Origin of the sequence: Salmonella sp. SAL00653 (genome assembly GCF_046552515.1) — a bacterium.
Classification (GTDB): domain Bacteria; phylum Pseudomonadota; class Gammaproteobacteria; order Enterobacterales; family Enterobacteriaceae; genus Salmonella; species Salmonella enterica.
Map to the genome: position 1 here is coordinate 335018 of NZ_JBGDTY010000002.1, position 18275 is coordinate 353292.

General features: G+C 55.5%; 15 protein-coding genes and 2 pseudogenes. 3 read left to right on the forward strand and 14 right to left on the reverse strand.

What is annotated here, in order from left to right; translation table 11 throughout:
- Positions 1–2: 2 nt before the first annotated feature.
- The 14 genes and pseudogenes from ACLJRU_RS04465 to tssH form a co-directional block, all read right to left on the reverse strand.
- Positions 3–419, reverse strand: coding sequence for a DUF2195 family protein (locus ACLJRU_RS04465; protein ID WP_000759645.1), 417 nt, complete (start codon positions 417–419; stop codon positions 3–5).
- Entirely contained in the window at positions 416–1204 is a 789-nt protein-coding gene (locus ACLJRU_RS04470) for a TagF domain-containing protein (protein WP_023235253.1), read from the reverse strand. Before ACLJRU_RS04470 ends, ACLJRU_RS04465 begins: the two co-directional genes overlap by 4 nt.
- The gene (gene icmF, locus ACLJRU_RS04475) at positions 1204–5073 is read right to left on the reverse strand and encodes a Type VI secretion protein IcmF (protein WP_023235252.1); all 3870 of its coding nucleotides are present in this window, start codon (positions 5071–5073) and stop codon (positions 1204–1206) included. Before icmF ends, ACLJRU_RS04470 begins: the two co-directional genes overlap by 1 nt.
- 33 nt (positions 5074–5106) lie before the next feature.
- Positions 5107–5538, reverse strand: a complete 432-nt coding sequence (gene sciR / locus ACLJRU_RS04480) for a Shiga-like toxin A subunit SciR (RefSeq protein ID WP_077905915.1) — start codon at positions 5536–5538, stop codon at positions 5107–5109.
- A gap of 201 nt (positions 5539–5739) precedes the next feature.
- Positions 5740–6513: a Rap1a/Tai family immunity protein gene (locus ACLJRU_RS04485; RefSeq protein WP_000592738.1), complete on the reverse strand. Its 774-nt coding sequence runs from the start codon at positions 6511–6513 to the stop codon at positions 5740–5742.
- A 4-nt stretch (positions 6514–6517) separates the two neighbouring features.
- Positions 6518–7822, reverse strand: a complete 1305-nt coding sequence (tssL, locus tag ACLJRU_RS04490) for a type VI secretion system protein TssL, long form (protein WP_001539090.1) — start codon at positions 7820–7822, stop codon at positions 6518–6520.
- Positions 7819–9162: a type VI secretion system baseplate subunit TssK gene (gene tssK / locus ACLJRU_RS04495; RefSeq protein ID WP_038393940.1), complete on the reverse strand. Its 1344-nt coding sequence runs from the start codon at positions 9160–9162 to the stop codon at positions 7819–7821. Before tssK ends, tssL begins: the two co-directional genes overlap by 4 nt.
- A 3-nt stretch (positions 9163–9165) precedes the next feature.
- Positions 9166–9702, reverse strand: coding sequence for a type VI secretion system lipoprotein TssJ (gene tssJ, locus ACLJRU_RS04500; RefSeq protein ID WP_001539087.1), 537 nt, complete (start codon positions 9700–9702; stop codon positions 9166–9168).
- A 66-nt stretch (positions 9703–9768) separates the two neighbouring features.
- The gene (locus tag ACLJRU_RS04505; protein ID WP_000312793.1) at positions 9769–10254 is read right to left on the reverse strand and encodes an Hcp family type VI secretion system effector; all 486 of its coding nucleotides are present in this window, start codon (positions 10252–10254) and stop codon (positions 9769–9771) included.
- Between the two features lie 251 nt (positions 10255–10505).
- Entirely contained in the window at positions 10506–10952 is a 447-nt protein-coding gene (locus ACLJRU_RS04510) for an STY0301 family protein (RefSeq protein ID WP_001539084.1), read from the reverse strand.
- A 12-nt stretch (positions 10953–10964) separates the two neighbouring features.
- A complete protein-coding gene (locus ACLJRU_RS04515; RefSeq protein WP_000323515.1) occupies positions 10965–11351 on the reverse strand; it encodes a BPSL0067 family protein in 387 nt (128 codons plus the stop codon).
- Positions 11352–11417: 66 nt separating this feature from the next.
- Positions 11418–12926, reverse strand: a pseudogene (gene tssC, locus ACLJRU_RS04520) (type VI secretion system contractile sheath large subunit).
- A 23-nt stretch (positions 12927–12949) separates the two neighbouring features.
- Positions 12950–13492: a type VI secretion system contractile sheath small subunit gene (tssB, locus tag ACLJRU_RS04525; RefSeq protein WP_000996815.1), complete on the reverse strand. Its 543-nt coding sequence runs from the start codon at positions 13490–13492 to the stop codon at positions 12950–12952.
- Positions 13493–13591: 99 nt separating this feature from the next.
- A pseudogene (gene tssH / locus ACLJRU_RS04530) lies at positions 13592–16000 on the reverse strand (type VI secretion system ATPase TssH).
- Between the two features lie 56 nt (positions 16001–16056).
- Here tssH and tagK point away from each other — a divergent pair.
- Genes tagK through tssE form a run of 3 tightly spaced genes read left to right on the forward strand, consistent with a single transcriptional unit; the run spans position 16057 to position 18261 of the window.
- Entirely contained in the window at positions 16057–16959 is a 903-nt protein-coding gene (gene tagK, locus ACLJRU_RS04535) for a type VI secretion system-associated protein TagK (protein WP_000806685.1), read from the forward strand.
- Positions 16946–17770: a type VI secretion system accessory protein TagJ gene (locus tag ACLJRU_RS04540; protein ID WP_023235166.1), complete on the forward strand. Its 825-nt coding sequence runs from the start codon at positions 16946–16948 to the stop codon at positions 17768–17770. The genes tagK and ACLJRU_RS04540 overlap by 14 nt, the downstream gene beginning before the upstream one ends.
- Positions 17767–18261 (forward strand): type VI secretion system baseplate subunit TssE, encoded by a 495-nt coding sequence (gene tssE / locus ACLJRU_RS04545; protein ID WP_000108007.1) that lies wholly within the window; start codon positions 17767–17769, stop codon positions 18259–18261. The genes ACLJRU_RS04540 and tssE overlap by 4 nt, the downstream gene beginning before the upstream one ends.
- Positions 18262–18275: the final 14 nt, after the last annotated feature.

The following is an 18275-nucleotide window of genomic DNA, read 5'->3' on the forward strand; positions in this document are numbered from 1 at the left end:
TATTACAGCGGTGGTGTACAACGTATCATTAGCGCCAGCTTCTGATCCCGTACAGACTGGTTATCCACCGATAATACAAAGCTGAAAGGATAACGTCCCTGCATCTTCGCCAGTGAGATATTCCCCTCCTGAAGGGAATATGCACTTCCGCGTCCGTAACCCTCAACATCCTGCGCCAGTAGGCTGGTATAGCTGATTAATGCTGAGAAACAGCCACATTCACCGGTGCTTTTTTTCAGTGTGACCGTTGTTTTCAGAATGGTAAGGTTATCCATTTCCTGACGATGAACGGGATGGATATCCACACACTCCGCCAGCGGGTTATCAATGTTTACATCTGTTCCGCCCCAGGCAAATACGGGCAGGAACATTCCTGCACAGGCAGACATAAACAGAACCTCTACAGCGTACTTTTTCACAGCATCTGACCTCTATTTTTTTCATCCACCAGCCGCAGCGCATCCACATACCGCCCTTCACTGTTCTGCTGCCAGAACCAGCCTTGCCCTGGTGTTGCCTGCCCCAGCGTCTTACCCGGCCAGCCCGGCCACGGCAGATAACGCACGCCCGGCAGTTCTACTACCGGTGCTTCATCCGGCAGCCCGGTCAGTTCCCGGATGCGCTGCGATGTACGTCGTAACCCACGCAGCCACTGCGCCCACCACGGCCCCGGCTGCCACATCGCCCATAGCTGGTCCACCTGCTCCGTCAGCCGCCCGCGCCGCATCGTGTCCGGCGTGATATGCTGCGCCGCCATCCTCGCCAGCCAGTACAGCCAGCCCTGCGTCTCCTGCAAACTCTCGTCCAGCCACTCCCGACCGCAACGCTGGTAAATCACCAGCGGCCACGGGCGTCCCACGCTATCCCGTGACGCCATCAGCACTCCGGTCAGCCAGTCAGTCGTCCCACCCATCGGCAAAAATCCCGGCGACATCACAAAGCTCCACGGCAGCGGATGGTGTTCCGACGCGGGCATATCATGTTCGCCACGCGGCGACAGGTGCATCCAGCCGTCACGCTCTTCATCGGTCGTCTGGCCTTCCGGCAACACGATATGCCGCCCGCTGCCCACCCATGTCTGGCGGTTCAGCCAGTCCTGCCATATTCGTCCCTCTTCAGCGCCCACCCGCCAGCGCACATAGTCGCTCTGGTCCGGCAGCCTGCCGAACATCGCCGGGGCTGATACCACCGCTGTCCGGCGCATTACAACGCCCTCGCCGGACAACTGAAGTTCTGCAACAGCTCCCGGCTGACCGGGTTAAAATCCCGCCCGGCGGTGATTTCCAGCACCACCCGGCGACCGTCAAAACCATATTCCACCAGTTGACGCCCCCGCACCGCCGTTTCCTGTACCATTCCGGCGTCCAGCAGATGAAACAGCGCCCACGGCCCGCTGGTCAGTAGCGTTGAGGTGTCCTGGCGAATACGCGGGCTGGCGGTGCTTTCCGCCATCGAGCCGTTGCGCGGTCCCGGCCACGTCACTTTCAGGGGCCGGTCCGGACCATGGGCGTAGCGCAGCACCTGACCGTCGATATCAATCACCAGTTCCGTGATGGCCGGGTCCATATCCACCACGCTAATCTGCATCGACCAGGAAAATTTTTTCCCGCCCTCGCTGTTAAAAAACACGCTGCGGATCTGCTTCGCCTGCTGAAACGGCGTTAAATCCGGCCCCTGCAATGTCATGTTGCCTTCGGTCGGTTTGTAGCGCCACGGGTCGCTGGCGGTGTCCGCCAGCGGAGCCAGTTGTTTGCTCCAGAAAGCATCCAGTACGCCGCCGCTGGCGAAGATGCGGTTAAAGTCCTCGGCGCTGACCTCCTGCGGGCTGTCGGCGAACGGATAACGCCCGTCGATGGCGTCACGGCAGTCGTCGCCCATCATCGCCTCCATCTGGGTGTTCAGCACATCGCCGGTCCCGGCGTTGATTTTGCGCGTTCCCTGCTTCGTCAGATCCAGCAGGATGTTTTTCAGCGGCGCAGGCAGTTTCGCCGCCTCCAGTTGCAACTTGTCTGCGGCAGTAATGCGCGCTGGCAACGTCCCCGCCGCCAGCGCGCTATCAGCAATGGTCAGTTGGGTGTAATACTCGTTGAGCATGGTCAGCAGCGAAGCGATCTGCATCGTCCCACCGCCGCTCTGTCCGCCGTCAGTCCGCCCGGCAATGACCTCGCGCAGCGCGGCGAAACGGTCATCCACCAGCGTTTTTTCCAGCCGTTCTTCCGGGTGAATATCCTGGAACAGTTTTGCCGTCTGTACCACTTTCCCCGCGTTACCGGATGCGCGCTGCGCCAGTTGTTTCTGTCTGGCCTGCGGGTCCGGCGGCGGCACCAGCGTGGTCTGCTCCACCACCGCTTTTCCCAGCCGCATCAGCGGTGAGTCCGGCGACGCCAGGGTGCGCAGCACCTGTAAATCATAGGCCAGGCCGGAACTGCCCTCTTCCCCGGCACTGTTGATACTATGGATACTGTCCAGAAAATCCTGCCAGCGGCGGGCATATTCTGTCAGGTACAAACGGCGGACTTCGCGGGCGACAGACTGCTCCTGCCCCGGTATCTGGCTGCGCAGGCTGTCAGTCAGCTTTTTTGGCGTACTCTCCCGGCCCATCACCCAGCCATCGTTCGCCGTCGCCGCCGCCACAAATTCCGGTAATCGTTTGTCGAACAGCTCCCGGTAACCTTCACGGGTAAAAATACCCGGCACGCCCCGATCCAGCGGCGCGCCGTTGCTACGCACAAACACCGTTCCCGCATCCGCGCCGACGGCGCGTACCAGCGTGAACTCCTGCGGCGCTTCGCTCTCCATTGCCGCCAGCGCCCGCGCGTAGATACGCTCGGTACTGGTGTGACCGTCGAGGAATGCCCGCGCCTGGCGGATCAGCGCCTCATCTTTCTCATACGGTGAATGCACCACCCGGCTGCCGTCAAACAGCGCTTCGATATGCGTCAGCACGGCGGCGCGCCCGCCGAACCCGGCCACGCTGTCGCTGTTCCCCAGATCGTTAATCACCCACGACTGGATCTCCGCCGCGTTGTATTTATCTTCGTGATCTTTATCCAGATTCAGCAGCAGATAGATGCGCAGGGCATCGTAGGCAGCTTTACTGTCCTGACGGGCAATGGCATCCGCCAGCACATACTCCATCCGTTTCACCAGCGGCGGTAGCAGCAGTTGATCCAGCAGACGGTTGTACAGCGACGCCACACTGTCGGTTACCGGCGGTACGCTGTACAGGCCGTAGCGCCAGGTCAGCGGCGGCGCGTCCGGGTCCAGTTCCGGCCAGGCGGACAGTTCCCTTGCGCTGTCCAGCAGTGCCGGGACGGGAGCCATCGCCGGTTTACCGGTGTAGGCTTTCACCTCGCCGTCCAGCCGGGTCGCGCGGGCGCTGATTTCATTCAGATAGTCGCCGTTGGTCTGCTGGCTGGTCTGCATCCCCTGCCACAACAGGAATGCCAGCACCAGTACCAGCAGGTGCCCGCCGAGGCGCAGCAGGCGGTAACGCCAGGCCCACTGGAGGTTTGGCTCCACCAGGTGCGCTTCACGGAAAATAAACTGTGTTAGCAGATCATGCAGAAAGTAGCTGCGGTTGCCGTCCGGCAGAGCGTGTGGGAGAGAGGCGGATGATTCGCCACGGGCGGTTTTTATCGCCCGGACAAAGCGCTGCCAGATACTCAACTGGTCGGCCACGGCGTCGGCCTGCGCCTGCGCGGCACTGGTGAAAAACACCCCGCGCAGCGTGTTATTCAGTTGCGTGGCATCGAATTTTGAATCGAGGAAGATCTGTTCAATAGCCTCCAGCAACGGCTCGCCGAGGGCGGCGAACTCACGCGGGAAGGTATACAGCCGCTGGCGGCTTTTAAGGTCGTACTCTTCCTGTAACCGGGTATCCAGTCCCTGATCCAGCCGCAGCGTCAGGCGCGCCAGCTCCTGCGCGCAGGCGGCGTGCAGCGCCTGCGGGTCGCCCGCTTTTCGCCTGCGGCTGTACGGCAACGTGAAGCCCCAGATTTGTGCGCGAAGATGGCTGGTCAGCGTGCGAAAATACTCGCTGAACCCCGGCAACAAATCCATTTTGGTGACCACCAGATAGACCGGAAAGCGAATCCCCAGGGTCTCGCGCAGTTCTGCCAGTCGCGCCCGCAGAGCGGCGCAGGCCGCCAGGCGTTCCGCCGGTGACTGTGCGGTTAAATCCGCCACGTTTAGCGTCAGGATCACGCCGTTAAACGGCGCGCCGGGGCGATGTTTACGCAGCAGACCGAGAAAGCCCTGCCACTCTCCGGCGTTACGCTGCGCGGCGCTCGCTTCACCACCGTCATCGTGGCGGGCGTAGCGTCCGGCGGTATCAATCAACACCGCTTCGTTGGTAAACCACCAGTCGCAGTGTAGCGTGCCGCCACCCGGCACTGTCAGGATACGCGAGGTCTGCTCCATTTGCTCCGCCAGCGGGAACTGCAATCCGGTGTTCAGCAGGGCCGTGGTTTTTCCGTCACCGGGACTGCCGACCACCATGAACCACGGCAGCTCATACAGAAAGCGTTTTCCCTCGAAGATTTTACGCCAGCCGGGCATGTCCACCCGCAACTGCCGCAGTTGCCGGATGGCCTGCGTGACAATATGGTTGACGGTGCGCAGGTCGGCTTTGATCTCGCCTGCCACCGGTACCTCTTCCCCGCGCGGATGCAGGAAGCGACGCAGCAGTTGTTCATCCATACGCAGCGCACGCCACAGCCGGTACAGGCCGTACAGCGCATACACCAACAGGATGAAACCAATTAATGTCAGGCGGACCCACAGCGGCGCAAACGGATGGACATCGCCCAAGGCCAGCAGCGGTGTGACGAAGCCAATCGCCAGGCACAGGACACTGATGCCGATGATACTCATCGACCAGTTGACCAGCCACAGTACCAGCAGCATCAGCAACAGGGCAATGGTCACTACCCGGCTACCCACGGAGGCCAGTGGGCGCAGGGTATCAAATGACACCAGCGGCCCGACAAACCAGACCAGCAGCGCCAGAATCAGAACGCCCACAATCGCCAGCGCGCGCCGGGAAAAAAGCAGACTGAGAAATTTTTGCATTATATTTCGACTCGCCACCCAATAATCAATATTTTAAAATTCCCTGGATAAAGTAATATAACCATTAAATCTTACAGAACACTCATCAGCATTCATGAAGCTGGATGCAATGAAAATATCTTTTTCTTTATCTTTGTTAATATAGGTATATTTTGCCACGATAGATTTAACCTGATTTTCATAGTAACTATCGAAATAGGATTTTTTATCTAATATTGCCAATTTATTTTTGGCCTTATCTTTTTCATAATCCATCCTGGCCAGAGATTCTGCATAGACCTTAGATACAGGCGAGATGTCAAGAATCTCTACCTTTGTTTTATCCTTTATAATAGTAGCGACATCTATATTCAGGTCATTTTTTATGGCATCAAATAATGATGACTCCATTGATGCTCCAACCGTAGCACACCCATAATCGTGCGCATAAGAAATGGCAGGAATACCCACCAACAGAAAGACCATTATCTTAAACATATCAATCCCTTACTACCAAGACTTTACCACCAATACTTATCTGAACTGGCAGCGATAACATTATCACAGGGTATACCTGTCATACTTCAGGCTGCATGTGCGTTGGCTTTCCTCGCTCACCCCAGTCACGAACTAATGTACGTTCCTGGGGATTCACTCCCTTGCCGCCTTGATGCAACTTGAATGATTTTATATATTACAGGGATACTCTATTAATTTATTTATGATAAGTTCAGCCGCGCGAGAATTCAGTTCCTCATTGGTTTTATTTTTAAGAGAAACATAGACTAATTCATTTAATGTTAGCGTCTTAAATAAAGCGTATCCACACCACAGTTTGTTCTCTGTCGCATCCTCCACGCCGAGCAGATAGACACCCGCCCTGAGTTTATCCCGTTGATTACCAGACACCCAAAATTTAAAAAAGTCATTACCTGAAAGATTAAGCGCATCCGGAGTCAGGGATAAAATGGGAGATGACCGGGAAGCAATTTTTATGGAGGAGTCTGTCCTCTGACAGGGAAAATTTTTAACTAATGCTTCCTCTATTAGTATTGAAGCCCTTACATCAGGCTTTTTCACTGCGTGCTGTTCAAACCAGGTCAGCACAGTATGGTTTATTGTTATACTGTCAACCTGACCATATCCACACCAGGCTTTACCTTCTGTCGCATCCTCCACCCCCAGCATATACATCAGTGCATTGTCTTTTTTCTGTACGTTGTCAGTGGCATAAAATTTCAGGAAATCCCGAGTACTGAGGTTGACATTATCGGGGGAAATGAAGCCTGCGTTAATCGAGGATCCGGCAAAAGCGCCACCGGATAACAGGCAACATAAGATGATCAAAAAAACACGAACAGATCGTGTTATGTGATATGTCGCTGAGATCCGATAATAATCCCCCGTCACGCCACATATTGCCGAATGATGAGACACATCATAGGTCGATTTTTTTATCATTCATTCACTCCACTACCAGAATTTCCACCCGACGGTTTTTCGCCCGCCCGGCTTTACTGCCGTTATCCGCCACCGGCACCGTATCGCCCTTGCCGACGATATGTACCCGTCCGGCAGGTACGCCGCCGGAGGTCAGCAACGCCGCAACTTCCGCCGCCCGTTTTTCCGACAGCACCAGGTTGGATGGGAATTCAGCCGAATGAATGGGCTGGCTGTCAGTGTGACCCGTTACAGTGACTGCGCCGCCCACTCGGGCGATTTCCCGCGCCGCTTTGTTAATCACTGGCCGGATTGCGTCACTCACCGTTTTTTGTCCCGGTACAAACATGGCGCCGCCACGGAAGACCACCCTACTGTGCTGGTCATCTTCGTCCACGGTCAGCAGGCCACGGGCGATTTCGTTTGCCAGCAGGATTTTCAGCCGCAGCTTATGAACCGGCACGGGCGGCGGCGGCAGTTTTATACCAATCGCATCAATATGCTGTTGTACGGTGACGGTCTGCACATCCATCCGGTGGCTGTAAAGGCCAAACAGCGTCAGCATCGCCAACAGGGCTATCCCGGCGCTCAGCCAGACCGGCACCCGGCGCATCCGCCGCAGTCGTCCGCTTATCGCCCCCTGAAAGTCAGGCGAGAGCGCGGGCATAACCGGATCGCGACGCTGTGAAAGCTGTGTCAGCAGTTGCTGGCGAATATTGTCCAGTTGCTTACGCCCGTCTGGCTGCACGCTGTAGCGGCCTTCAAATCCCAACCCCAGCAGGTGGTAGATAACCTCCAGTACGTTGCCATGCTCCTGGAAGCTGGCCGCCAGACGCCCGATGATCTGGAAAAGTTTTATCCCGCCTTCGCTTTCACCATGAAATGTTACCAGCAGGCTTTTTCCGGCCCAGACGCCGCGCCGTCCCCAGGTTGTGTTATTGGCGGCTTCATCAAGCGCCGTACACAGGCAGTAACGTACCGCCAGTACGTGCTCGCGCCGCAGGTTCGCCTGATCGCATAATGTCTGGTACAGATGCATCTCGCGTACCAACAGATTACGGTAAGGCTCTACCAGGGCCGCATCCAGTTTAGCGGGCATGGCTGCGAGAGCGCACAATAAAGGCCGGGCAGCGGCGAGCAACGGGTTAGCCGCCGCGCTGATTTCAGCCAGCCGGAGTTTGCTGTCCGGACCGTCTTCAACGATGACATTGAGTTCCGTGCGCTGGCTGGTGTGTACCGGCGTTTCATATTCACTGTCCTTATGCTCCGGCGTGGTGGACAAAAAGGACATCATGTCCGCCGCTGGCGGCGTCAGGGTACTGTCTGTCATTTATCGCGCACTCCCCACAGTTCTGTCTCCAGCCCCGGAAATTCCCCGGCGGTATGCATGGCCATCCCGCCGTAACGGGCAATGTGTTCCCACAATGCTCCCTCGCGGCGGATGTCGTAATAGATGTATCCGGCCTGAAACGGGATTTGGCGCGGTGGTACAGGCAGAACCTGCAAAGCCAGCCCCGGCAGATGCGAGCGGATCAGTTCCGGCAGGCGATCGGATGGCCCGATTTTGGTCTGGGCGGCAAAATGTTGCAGTAGCACATCGGTCGGCATTGAAGCCTTTATCGCCAGTACCAGCGTGCTGAAATCGGCAAGATCGGAAGGGGCCACCACCGCATTCAGGATGCCGTAAGTCCCCTCTTTCAGCTCGATGCGCTGCGCGCCCCGGATCAGTACCGCGTTCAGCAGGAACTGCACCTCATCAACCAGCGATTTCAACCCGGCATAGGGCGCCAGGTGTTTGTACTCTTTGTATTCAGCGGGCCGTCGCGTTTGTGGACGCACATAGGTGGAGAGTTCCCCGGCCAGTTCGGACAGGTAGCGATACAACACTTCCGGGGCCAGCGGGGTTTTCGCCAGGTGAGTCAGCAGCGGCTCAAAGCGATTGAGAATTTGCAGCAGCAGGTAATCGGAGACCTCCGCTGCTTCATGGCCGTGGTTGTCGCTGCCTGTCAGCCGTTCCGCCAGCGAATCGGCCCGCATTCGGATGAGATCGTTGATCCACGACAGCCAGGTACACATCAGTGAACTGGCCTGATAATTAATGATGGGCGGGATCAGGTCGTGGTCGATATCTATCCGCCCGTCAGGATTCAGCCCGATGATGCGGGTCAGCGGCAGGCCAATCCAGGCGCCCGTCACCGCCTTTTCCGGCAGCAGCCGCAGGCGCAGGTGACTGAGCTGTAATAACTGCGCGCCACGTCCCAGCGAGTTGGCGTCGCGGATGTCGTGTTCGTGTACCGAGAAACGCGCCAGTGATTCCGGGTTATTGTCAAACGTAGTTTCTTCGCTGTTCGGCGCGCGTACCGGTACCGCCAGACAAATCTGCTGGTTCAGGTGCTCCGGCAGGATGGTCAGCGGCGGCGGCAGCGGGGTGTGGTCCGGTGCGTTAAACGGCGTGCCGTCAGGAAAAATCCCTGATGCCTCTTTCAGTATCAGTTTACCGATGTTCAGCGCTTCGCCATCAATATTGTAGTGGCTGAATCCCCAGAAAAAGGGGGTCAGCGGCAGGCTGCGGTAATGCATGACGTGTTCCAGATAACGCTCTTGCTGCTGAAACATCTGCGGCAGTAAAAATTGTCCTTCACTCCAGACTACGCGGTCATTCCAGCTCATAATTCATTTATCCCGTTCCGTAATTACAATGGCGCTTTGTTCCAGTTCCGCCTCCAACTGCACTTTTCCTTTCCCCGGTATGAAGCTGCTGTACCAGGCTTTTTCCGGGGCTTCCGGGATTTTGTAGGTTACCCGCCAGACCGATTTGGCCAGGTTACGGTATCCGGCCAGTACGCCGATTGCCGTGGTCTGCGCATTCAGCGGGCGACGCAGTTTTTTCTCTTCGCCGGGACGCAAAATAAAGCTGTCGCGACGCACTAAATCGTCGGTAAGGACGGATTTGTCGTTGTCATGGAGCGACCAGTAATCAGCTGTCGTGAAAGCGGCGTCATTTTTTAGTTCATAAACACGTATCTCAATGGGCGCGGCCTTCTTCTGATTGTCAGGATTCACCTTATCGGAGGCTTTCACGCTCAGGTCGAGTCGCTGTGATTCGAGGTCAGGTAACGCATCGCTACTGCCGCATCCGGAAAGCAGGAGCAGTGCAAAAGGCATAGCTACCGCACATAACCACCGAGTGGGGTTACGCCATTCATCCACTGTAAATTCCTTTAAAATCAAAACAATAAATCCGGCCAGATGTAAATCTGGCCGGAAAAACAACCGTTAAATTTCTTTGTTGGCCTTGAAGTCGTAGCCTGCGGTGATGGTGCCGCCGCTGCCACCCTGCTGGTTCTGCACCACGTATTCCTGCTTCACGGTGCTGAAGGAGAGCTCAATCCGCTCGCGAGACGCGATTTCGCCTTCTCTGTTACCGCTAGGTGAAACGACCGCAACGATCAGATCGGTAAAGGTGTACTTGAGGTACTCCAACGGGTTGCCGCCAGCCTTACGCATAACCAGAATGGCCTGCGGAATGTGCTTACCGGAGGCACAGTATTTGAACAGATTCGGGCTGGCGCGATCGATATAATGCTCGAATTCCAGATTAGTGACAGAGACCTTACCGGAGCCGAGGCCACTACCGGCGTGCATGGTGGATTCCTGATGAATATTCCAGCGCCAGCCCAGTACTTCAATTTCATTTTTGTGTTTGTCATCCATTGACTCGCCGTCAATGCCGTCAATTTTCAAAAAAATGTCATAAGCCATTTTTATATCCTTGTTAAGTTTTACTTAAAATTAATCTGATTTTATCTACATCTTTGTTTATAGATAAATCATTGCCGTACAGAATTCCTCTCCAATAATTTCAGGACAACAGAAGACTGTATATTTTTCCGATACCGATAATGTATTTAGTTATTTTATGAGTTTGCATTATTTAATGCATATAAATAATGCCTCATAGCTTCCGATAATAAAAACCATAATCTGTACTGAAATTTTCACGTTTCAAATTGCTAATTACAGATAAAAGATACAGACTGGTCTTCTGGCGACCCCTCAAAATCACGGGTCTTACAGCGAGTAGAAGAAGCAGGTATTGGTTGCGCCAACCATATCTGTTCATGACCATAAATGCACGAAACCCAATAGCGATCGGTTTCTTTATCGCTAACACGTTCTGTTTCCCATACAGACCAATTTTCACCGTTTACTTTTTTAGTCTCTGGTTTGAGATCCATCAGGTTTTCAGGTTTACCCTGCGTTACCCCAATACTACTTAACCATAAACGCGACATATATCGAGGAGAAAGCTGCCACGGCGCTGGGACATCAGACTTCAGGCTCACAGCAGAAGACTGAGTATCAATAACAGCCGGACAACTGACTTCCCAGGCTACAGCATATTGTGAAAAGAGCAGAACAATACCAGGTAACAGATGAAAAGTTGAGATTATGGTCATAATATGTATTTCCTACTCAATAATATAAAAAGCTTCGGCATTGTTACTGGCATCCGGATATGTGCCATCACTACGTATCCCACCTTTACGAGAAAGTGAGCGGGACGAGATTTTTTTCTTCTTTTTCCACTGATCCATAACATAAATATAGTTAGAATCCTGTTCAAGATAGAAAGCCGCATGTTTATGCACAGCGTCACCAGTTGGGTATTTACCATTAACAAAAGTTGCGATTGCTGTCCCCCTGGGGATCGACTTATCCCCAAAAACCTTTCGCCCTTGCTTCCAGGTTCCTGTAACCCCCAAATGTGCATATTGCTTGACTAAAGTCACACACTCCCCATCACCGACCTGATCTTTCCCTTGCAACGAATCAACCAAACCGTAAATATATGCCATATATCCCTCTTTATATTCTCTATCTTCTCTGACTTCACTCGCTTAAACATTCACAAAATAAATGCATCAGGCATTGCCCTGCTTCACTGACGGCAGTTTTGTCACCAGGCGCAGCGATCCCGTCAGCCCTTCAAGCTGGAAATGCGGACGCAGGAAGAATTTCGCGTCGTAATAACCTGGATTGCCTTCCACCTCTTCCACCACTACTTCAGCGGCAGCCAGCGGACGACGGGCTTTAGTTTCTTACGAGGAGTTCACCGGATCGGCGTCGACGTAATTCATAATCCATTCATTTAGCCAGCGCTGCATATCCTCACGCTCTTTAAAGGAACCGATTTTGTCGCGGACGATACATTTGAGGAAGTGAGCGAAGCGCGAGCAGGCGAACAGGTACGGCAGACGGGCGGACAGGTTGGCGTTGGCCGTCGCGTCCGGATCGTAGTATTCCTGTGGTTTTTGCAGCGATTGTGCGCCGATAAAGGCGGCATAGTCTGAGTTTTTACGGTGGATCAACGGGATAAAACCGTTTTTCGCCAGTTCAGCCTCGCGGCGGTCAGAGATGGCGATTTCGGTCGGGCATTTCATGTCCACGCCGCCATCGTCAGTCGGGAAGGTATGGCAGGGAAGATTTTCCACCGCACCGCCTGATTCCACACCGCGAATCAACGTACACCAGCCGTAGTGTTTGAAGGAACGGTTGATGTTTACGCCCATCGCGTAGGCCGCGTTGCTCCAGACGTATTTGGTATGGTCAGAACCATCCGCATCTTCTTCAAAATCAAACTCGTCCACCGGGTTGGTTTTTGCGCCATACGGCAGGCGGGCAAGAAAACGCGGCATCGTCAGGCCAATATAACGGAAGTCTTCGCTAGCCCGCAGCGAGTTCCACGGCGCATATTCCAGGTTCTGGGTGACGATTTTGGTCAGGTCGCGGGGATTCGCCAGCTCCTGCCAGGAGTCCATTTGCAGTACCGAGGGGGAAGCCCCGGCAATAAACGGCGCATGGGCCGACGCGGCGACTTTGGCGATAGAGCCAAGCAGATCCACATCGGGCGGTGTATGGTCGAAGTAGTAATCCGCAATGATACAGCCATAAGGTTCGCCACCTAACTGGCCGTATTCGGCTTCATACAGTTTCTTGAACATCGGGCTTTGATCCCAGGCGATGCCCTTGTCACGCTTCATGTTGCGCCGCAATTCATCTTTTGACAGATTCATGAAGCGAATTTTCAGCTTTTCGTCGGTCTCGGTGTTGTAAACCAGATGCTCCATACCGCGCCAGGAGGATTCCAGCTTCTGCCAGTCGGGATGTTGCAGGATCAGTTTGATCTGTTCGGTCAGTTTAAAGTCGATCTGCGCAATAATAGCGCTGATGCTTTTATAGGCGTCATCGCTGACGGTGATCGTGTTCGCCAACGCCTGTTGCGCCAGCGTCTGCACCGCGGCTTCCACGGCTTTTGCCGCCTGGGTAGTCTTGGGTCGGAAGGCCTGATTCAGCAACGCATCAAATTCACCGGATGCGGAGACGGTATCCTGAGCAACCGCGTCGGTTGCCTGCATATTACTGTTTGCCATGAAAATTCCTTAAAAATTCGACGTTATTCCGCTGATTCATTATCCGCTGACACACCTTGCTGGGTAGCGGCCGGTTTCGGCGCATTCGCCAGCGTTTTCAGCAGGGTCGGGTCCTGCAACAGTTTATTGACCAGATTTTCCGCCCCGGCCTTACCATCCATGTAGGTCTGGAGGTTCGCCAGTTGGGTGCGGGCTTCCAGTAACTGGTTCAGGGCGTCCACCTTGCGGGCAATCTGTGCCGGCGAAAAGTCGTCCATATTTTCCAGCGTGATATCGACCATCAACTGACCTTCACCCGTCAGCGTATTCGGCACAGCGAACGCCACGCGCGGCGCAATGGCTTTCATGCGCTCATTGAAGTTATCAATATCAATATCGAGGAATTTGCGATCCGTCACCGGCGGCAGTTCTTCACGCGGTTTCCCGGCCAGATCGGCCAGCACCGCCATCACGAACGGCAGCTCGATTTTTTTCTCAGAGCCGTAAATCTCTACGTCATATTCAATCTGCACGCGCGGCGCGCGGTTGCGCGCGATGAATTTCTGCGCGCTATTGTTGATAGCCATAATCCTTCATTTCCTTTTTAGTCAACTGGTTGCCGCAAGGGGAGCGGTATACCGGTACAGTTTTTAAAATCGCACTACGGACACTTCGAACGGCCGGTTTCAGCAAACGATCTCAAAAACAATCTGCTCATCACCATTAACGCCGATATCAATTTGCCTGATAGCGGCTTTTTCCGTCATGGCCTGCAACCAGTAGCGCGACAGTTGCGGCAGGATGTGCTGTTCGATGTAGCCAATCAGCAACCGCGCGCCCGTTTCATGCATTGGACAGCACGCCACAATATGTGCGACCAGTTCCTCGCTATACGTCAGCGTCACGCCGTGCTGTTCACTCATCCGCGCCACCAGCCGGTCAAGGTGCAGATGGGCAATCACGCCACGCGACGTTTCGTCCAGCGGCAGGTAAGGGATCACCGTCACGCGGCCCAGAAATGCCGCCGGGAAATGCTTGCGTAATTCCGGCATTAGCGCCTCTTTAAGCCCCGTAGCGTCGGGCATTAAAGCCGGATCTTCACACATCTGGCTGATGAGGTCGGAACCCACGTTGGTGGTGAGTAATAGCGTGGTGTTTTTGAAATCGACATGTGTACCCTCGCCGTCCTCCATCCCACCCTTGTCAAACACCTGATAGAAGAGTTTGTGGACGTCATGGTGCGCTTTTTCGATCTCGTCGAGCAGCACTACACTCCAGGGGTGGCGACGCACTGCTTCCGTCAGCACACCACCCTCGCCATAGCCCACATAGCCGGGGGGCGCGCCTTTCAGCGTGGAAACGGTGTGCGCCTCCTGGAACTCGCTCATATTGATGGTTACCAGGTTCTGCTCACCGCCGTAGATAGCCTCCGCCAGCGCCAGCGCGGTTTCGGTTTTACCGACACCGGACGGCCCGGCCAGCATAAACACGCCCACCGGTTTGCGTGGATCGCCCAGTCCCGCCCTGGCGGTCTGAATACGTTCACCAATCTGCGCCAGCGCGCCGTCTTGCCCGGTAACGCGTTGCGCCAGTCGGGCAGGCAGTTCCAGCACCTAGCTGGCCTCATCTTTCACCATGCGCCCGGCAGGAATACCGGTCCAGTCGGCGACAATCGCCGCGACAACCGCCACGCTGACTTCCGGGAACACCACCGGCGCGTCGCCCTGCCACTCCCTTAGCGCCGTTTCGGCCTGTTGCAGCGTGGTTTTGTCATCAGCATCAGACTCTGCGACACGCAGTTCCTGCAACGTATGTACCAGTTCCAGCTCCCGCTGCCAGCGAGATTCGGATGCAGTCAGTTCATTGTTGAGCGAGAAAATTCGCGCCGTCAGCGCATCGCGCCGCTCATCTGACTGAATCCCCATTTTTTCCTGCTTCTGCAACAGCGACCGTTCCATTTCCGCCGCTTTTAGCTGCTGGCGCAGGAACTGTACGCTGGCAGGCGGCGTGTGCAGCGTCAGCGCCACGCGGGCCGCGGCGGTATCCAGCAGGCTGATGGCCTTATCCGGCAACTGCCGGGCGGGAATGTAGCGGTGAGAAAGCTGTACCGCCGCACGTACCGCCTCATCCAGAATCAGTACGTTATGGTGTTTTTCCAGCGTATCCACCAGACCACGCACCATTTCCATTGCGGGGATCTCTTCCGGTTCGGCAATCTGCAACACCTGAAAACGCCGGGTCAGCGCCGGATCTTTCTCAATATGGCGCTTGTATTCGCTCCAGGTGGTGGCGCCGATAGTCCGCAGGGTGCCGCGCGCCAGCGCCGGTTTCAGCAGGTTAGCGGCATCGCCCGTGCCGGATGCGCCGCCCGCGCCCACCAGAGTGTGAACTTCATCGACAAACAGAATAACCGGCTGCGGCGAGCGCCCGGCCTCTTCCAGTAACCCTTTCAGACGCGATTCAAACTCGCCTTTCATGCTGGCTCCGGCCAACAGAGCGCCAACGTCCAGCGCCAGCAGCCGTACTTCCCGCAGCGCGGGCGGCACTTCCCCCTGCGCAATCGCGAGGGCAAAACCTTCGACGACCGCCGTCTTTCCGACGCCCGCCTCACCAGTCAGTAGTGGATTATTCTGGCGACGGCGCAGCAGAATATCCGTCATGGTGCGGATTTCATGCTCACGCCCCGTCACCGGGTCGATTTTGCCGTCGCGCGCCTGTGCCGTCATGTCCTGACAGTATTTCGCCAGCGCGGATTTACCGTCCTGCCCGCCGTTGGGAATCGCCTGGCTGCTTTCACCGGGAATGGCTGATGCCAGGCCGGAGCCGTCGTAAGGGCGCTCCTGCGCTTCCGGCGATGTTTCGATCAACGAGGGCAGTATTTCCGTCAGTTCATCAACCGGAAGCGTGGCCAGCGGCGCGCAGATACTGCTCAGTACCCGACGCAGTTCTGGCGTGGTCAACAAGGCCAGCAGCAACCAGCCGCTGCGAATTTTGTTATCGCCGTAACGGACGCTCGCCAGCATCCAGGCCTTTTCAACGCTGAGATCGATATGGTGAGAAAAATCACTAATGGCGCTGGCCCCGGCGGGCAGCATATCCAGTTGCCGGAGTAACGCTTTCTCCAGAAAAATAAATACATTTAAGGGACATAATGAAACAAGACATGTGGGAATTACGGAAAATACAGTCGCAGGGTATAACGGATAACGCACAGTATCCCGCAGGGACATACATCGTATTTACTGCCGCCGCCCCCTACATTCCGCTTTTTGAGCAACATGGGAAAGACGATATCGCGCTCAGTCTTGTTCGCCACGAAGAGGCGTGGTGGATTGTTAATCACTCTGATGAACTGTGCTGTGCCGTCAATGAGCAGGTGATGGAACCTCATCACCGTATGCGGCTGAATGATGGAGATACGATTGAATGGGGTCTGTCATCCTGGTGCCTTGCCCGCACCAATGATGAGTCCCGTCCCGATGTTTCGTTTCCTCAGTTGGTTCAGTCATCTGAATCCGTTGCTGAGTACCTGGATCTGGACTGGTTTAAACAACAACAGCTCAATCCGCAGAACCCGTTCGATATTATTCCCGTCCGGGAAACCGCATCCTCTTACACCGGCCATGAAGCGGATAGCACGCTACACCAGCTTTACCAGGAATATCAGCAGGCATTGCGGCCCTCCGGGCAGGAAAAGCCCCTCCGTGATAAACCATTTCCCCGAAATGAAGACGCTGTCACCCAGGATTTGACGTCGTTATACGATAAAAAGGGCGACACCGACACGTTACAGGATATGGTGGCAGGCGCGCCCGGTATTGATGCCATTCTGGATACGCTGGACACGACCGGTGAGGGTGAAATGCACTGGCTGGCGATGGAATCAATGCCCGATATCCTGCAACTGCTCTCGCCGGAACAGGCGGGGAAAACCGCACATAGCGAGATACTGCCCGATCTGACCCGCCGCGAGCATCGTATTATTGGCATCGACAGCCACTACCGAATCACTCCGACACAGAAAAATGGAAATACCGCCCATGAAAAAAACTGACACGCTTCCTGCTACCCTGTCCGCGCTGATACAGGAATACTCTATTGCGGAGGGGATTCAGATGGCGGAGCAGCAGGTTCGGGAAAATCCGGCGAAAGCGCTCTGCCGCCACAGCCTGTTTCAGTTGCTGTGTGTGGCCGGAGACTGGTCGCGGGCGCTACACCAGCTTCAGCTATGCGCCAGGATGGAGGCCAATTATACCCAGGAGGCCCGGCTGTACCGGGAGCTGGTTCGCTGCGAAATGTTCCGCCACACCGTTTTTCAGGGTGAACAACGACCCGGTTTTCTTCTGCCGCAGCCCGTTTGGGTGGAGTCACTGCTGGCGGCACTCGCCTGTCATGACGATATCGGTGAGGTTGATAAACACCGTAATACCGCACTGGAAGCCATAACAGACACGGGCGGGCAGTGGAACGGCGGCGCATTTGACTGGGCGAGCGACAGCGATTCCCGCCTTGGCCCGGTACTTGAGCTAGTCACCGGCGGCGTGTATATCTGGCTGCCGTTTTCGCAAATACGCTCGCTGGAATCGCCGCAACCGACGCGCCTGACCGATCTGCTGTGGAAACCCGTTAATATCACCCTTGTGAATGGCGATACGCACGGCGCCTGGCTCTTTACCCGCTACAGCGGTTCGGAAAGTGCATCTGACGCCCTGCGTCTGTGCCGGGAAACCGCCTGGCAGGACGGCCCCGGCGAAACCACCGTGCGGGCGCTGGGGCAGAAAGTGTGGATGACCAGCCACGGCGATATCAGCCTGCTGGACATGGCCTATTGTACCTTTCATGCTCAGGAAAACGATGGCGCATGAGCACGTCCCGTTTTACACCCGCTAACCATCTGCTGCCCACCCTATTTGATCGGCTGTGTGACAATGCCCCGTATCAGAAAATTGACCGGGATATCAGCGTCACGCCGGTACAACTGAAGGAGATCATTCGTCGGGATCTCTCCTTTTTGCTCAATACCATTAGCCACGAGGGTGACATCGACGCCCGGCGCTATCCGCAGGCGGCGGCGTCAGTGCTCAACTATGGCCTGCCGCCGCTGGCGGGCAGCTTTATGTATGAGCATAAGTGGGACGATATCAGCGAGGCGATCCGGCGCGCCATTATCCGTTTCGAACCCCGGCTGAACGCCGCCACACTCAGGGTCACGCCCTTGCTCGATAAAACCCGGCAGGGTAGCTATAACACGCTACAGTTTGAAATTCGCGGACAAATTCTGACGCAGCCGTATCCCACGGAGTTTCTGGTACGCAGCGCGCTGGATATGGAGCTGAGCCGCATTACGTTCTTTTAATACAGGGCATTATT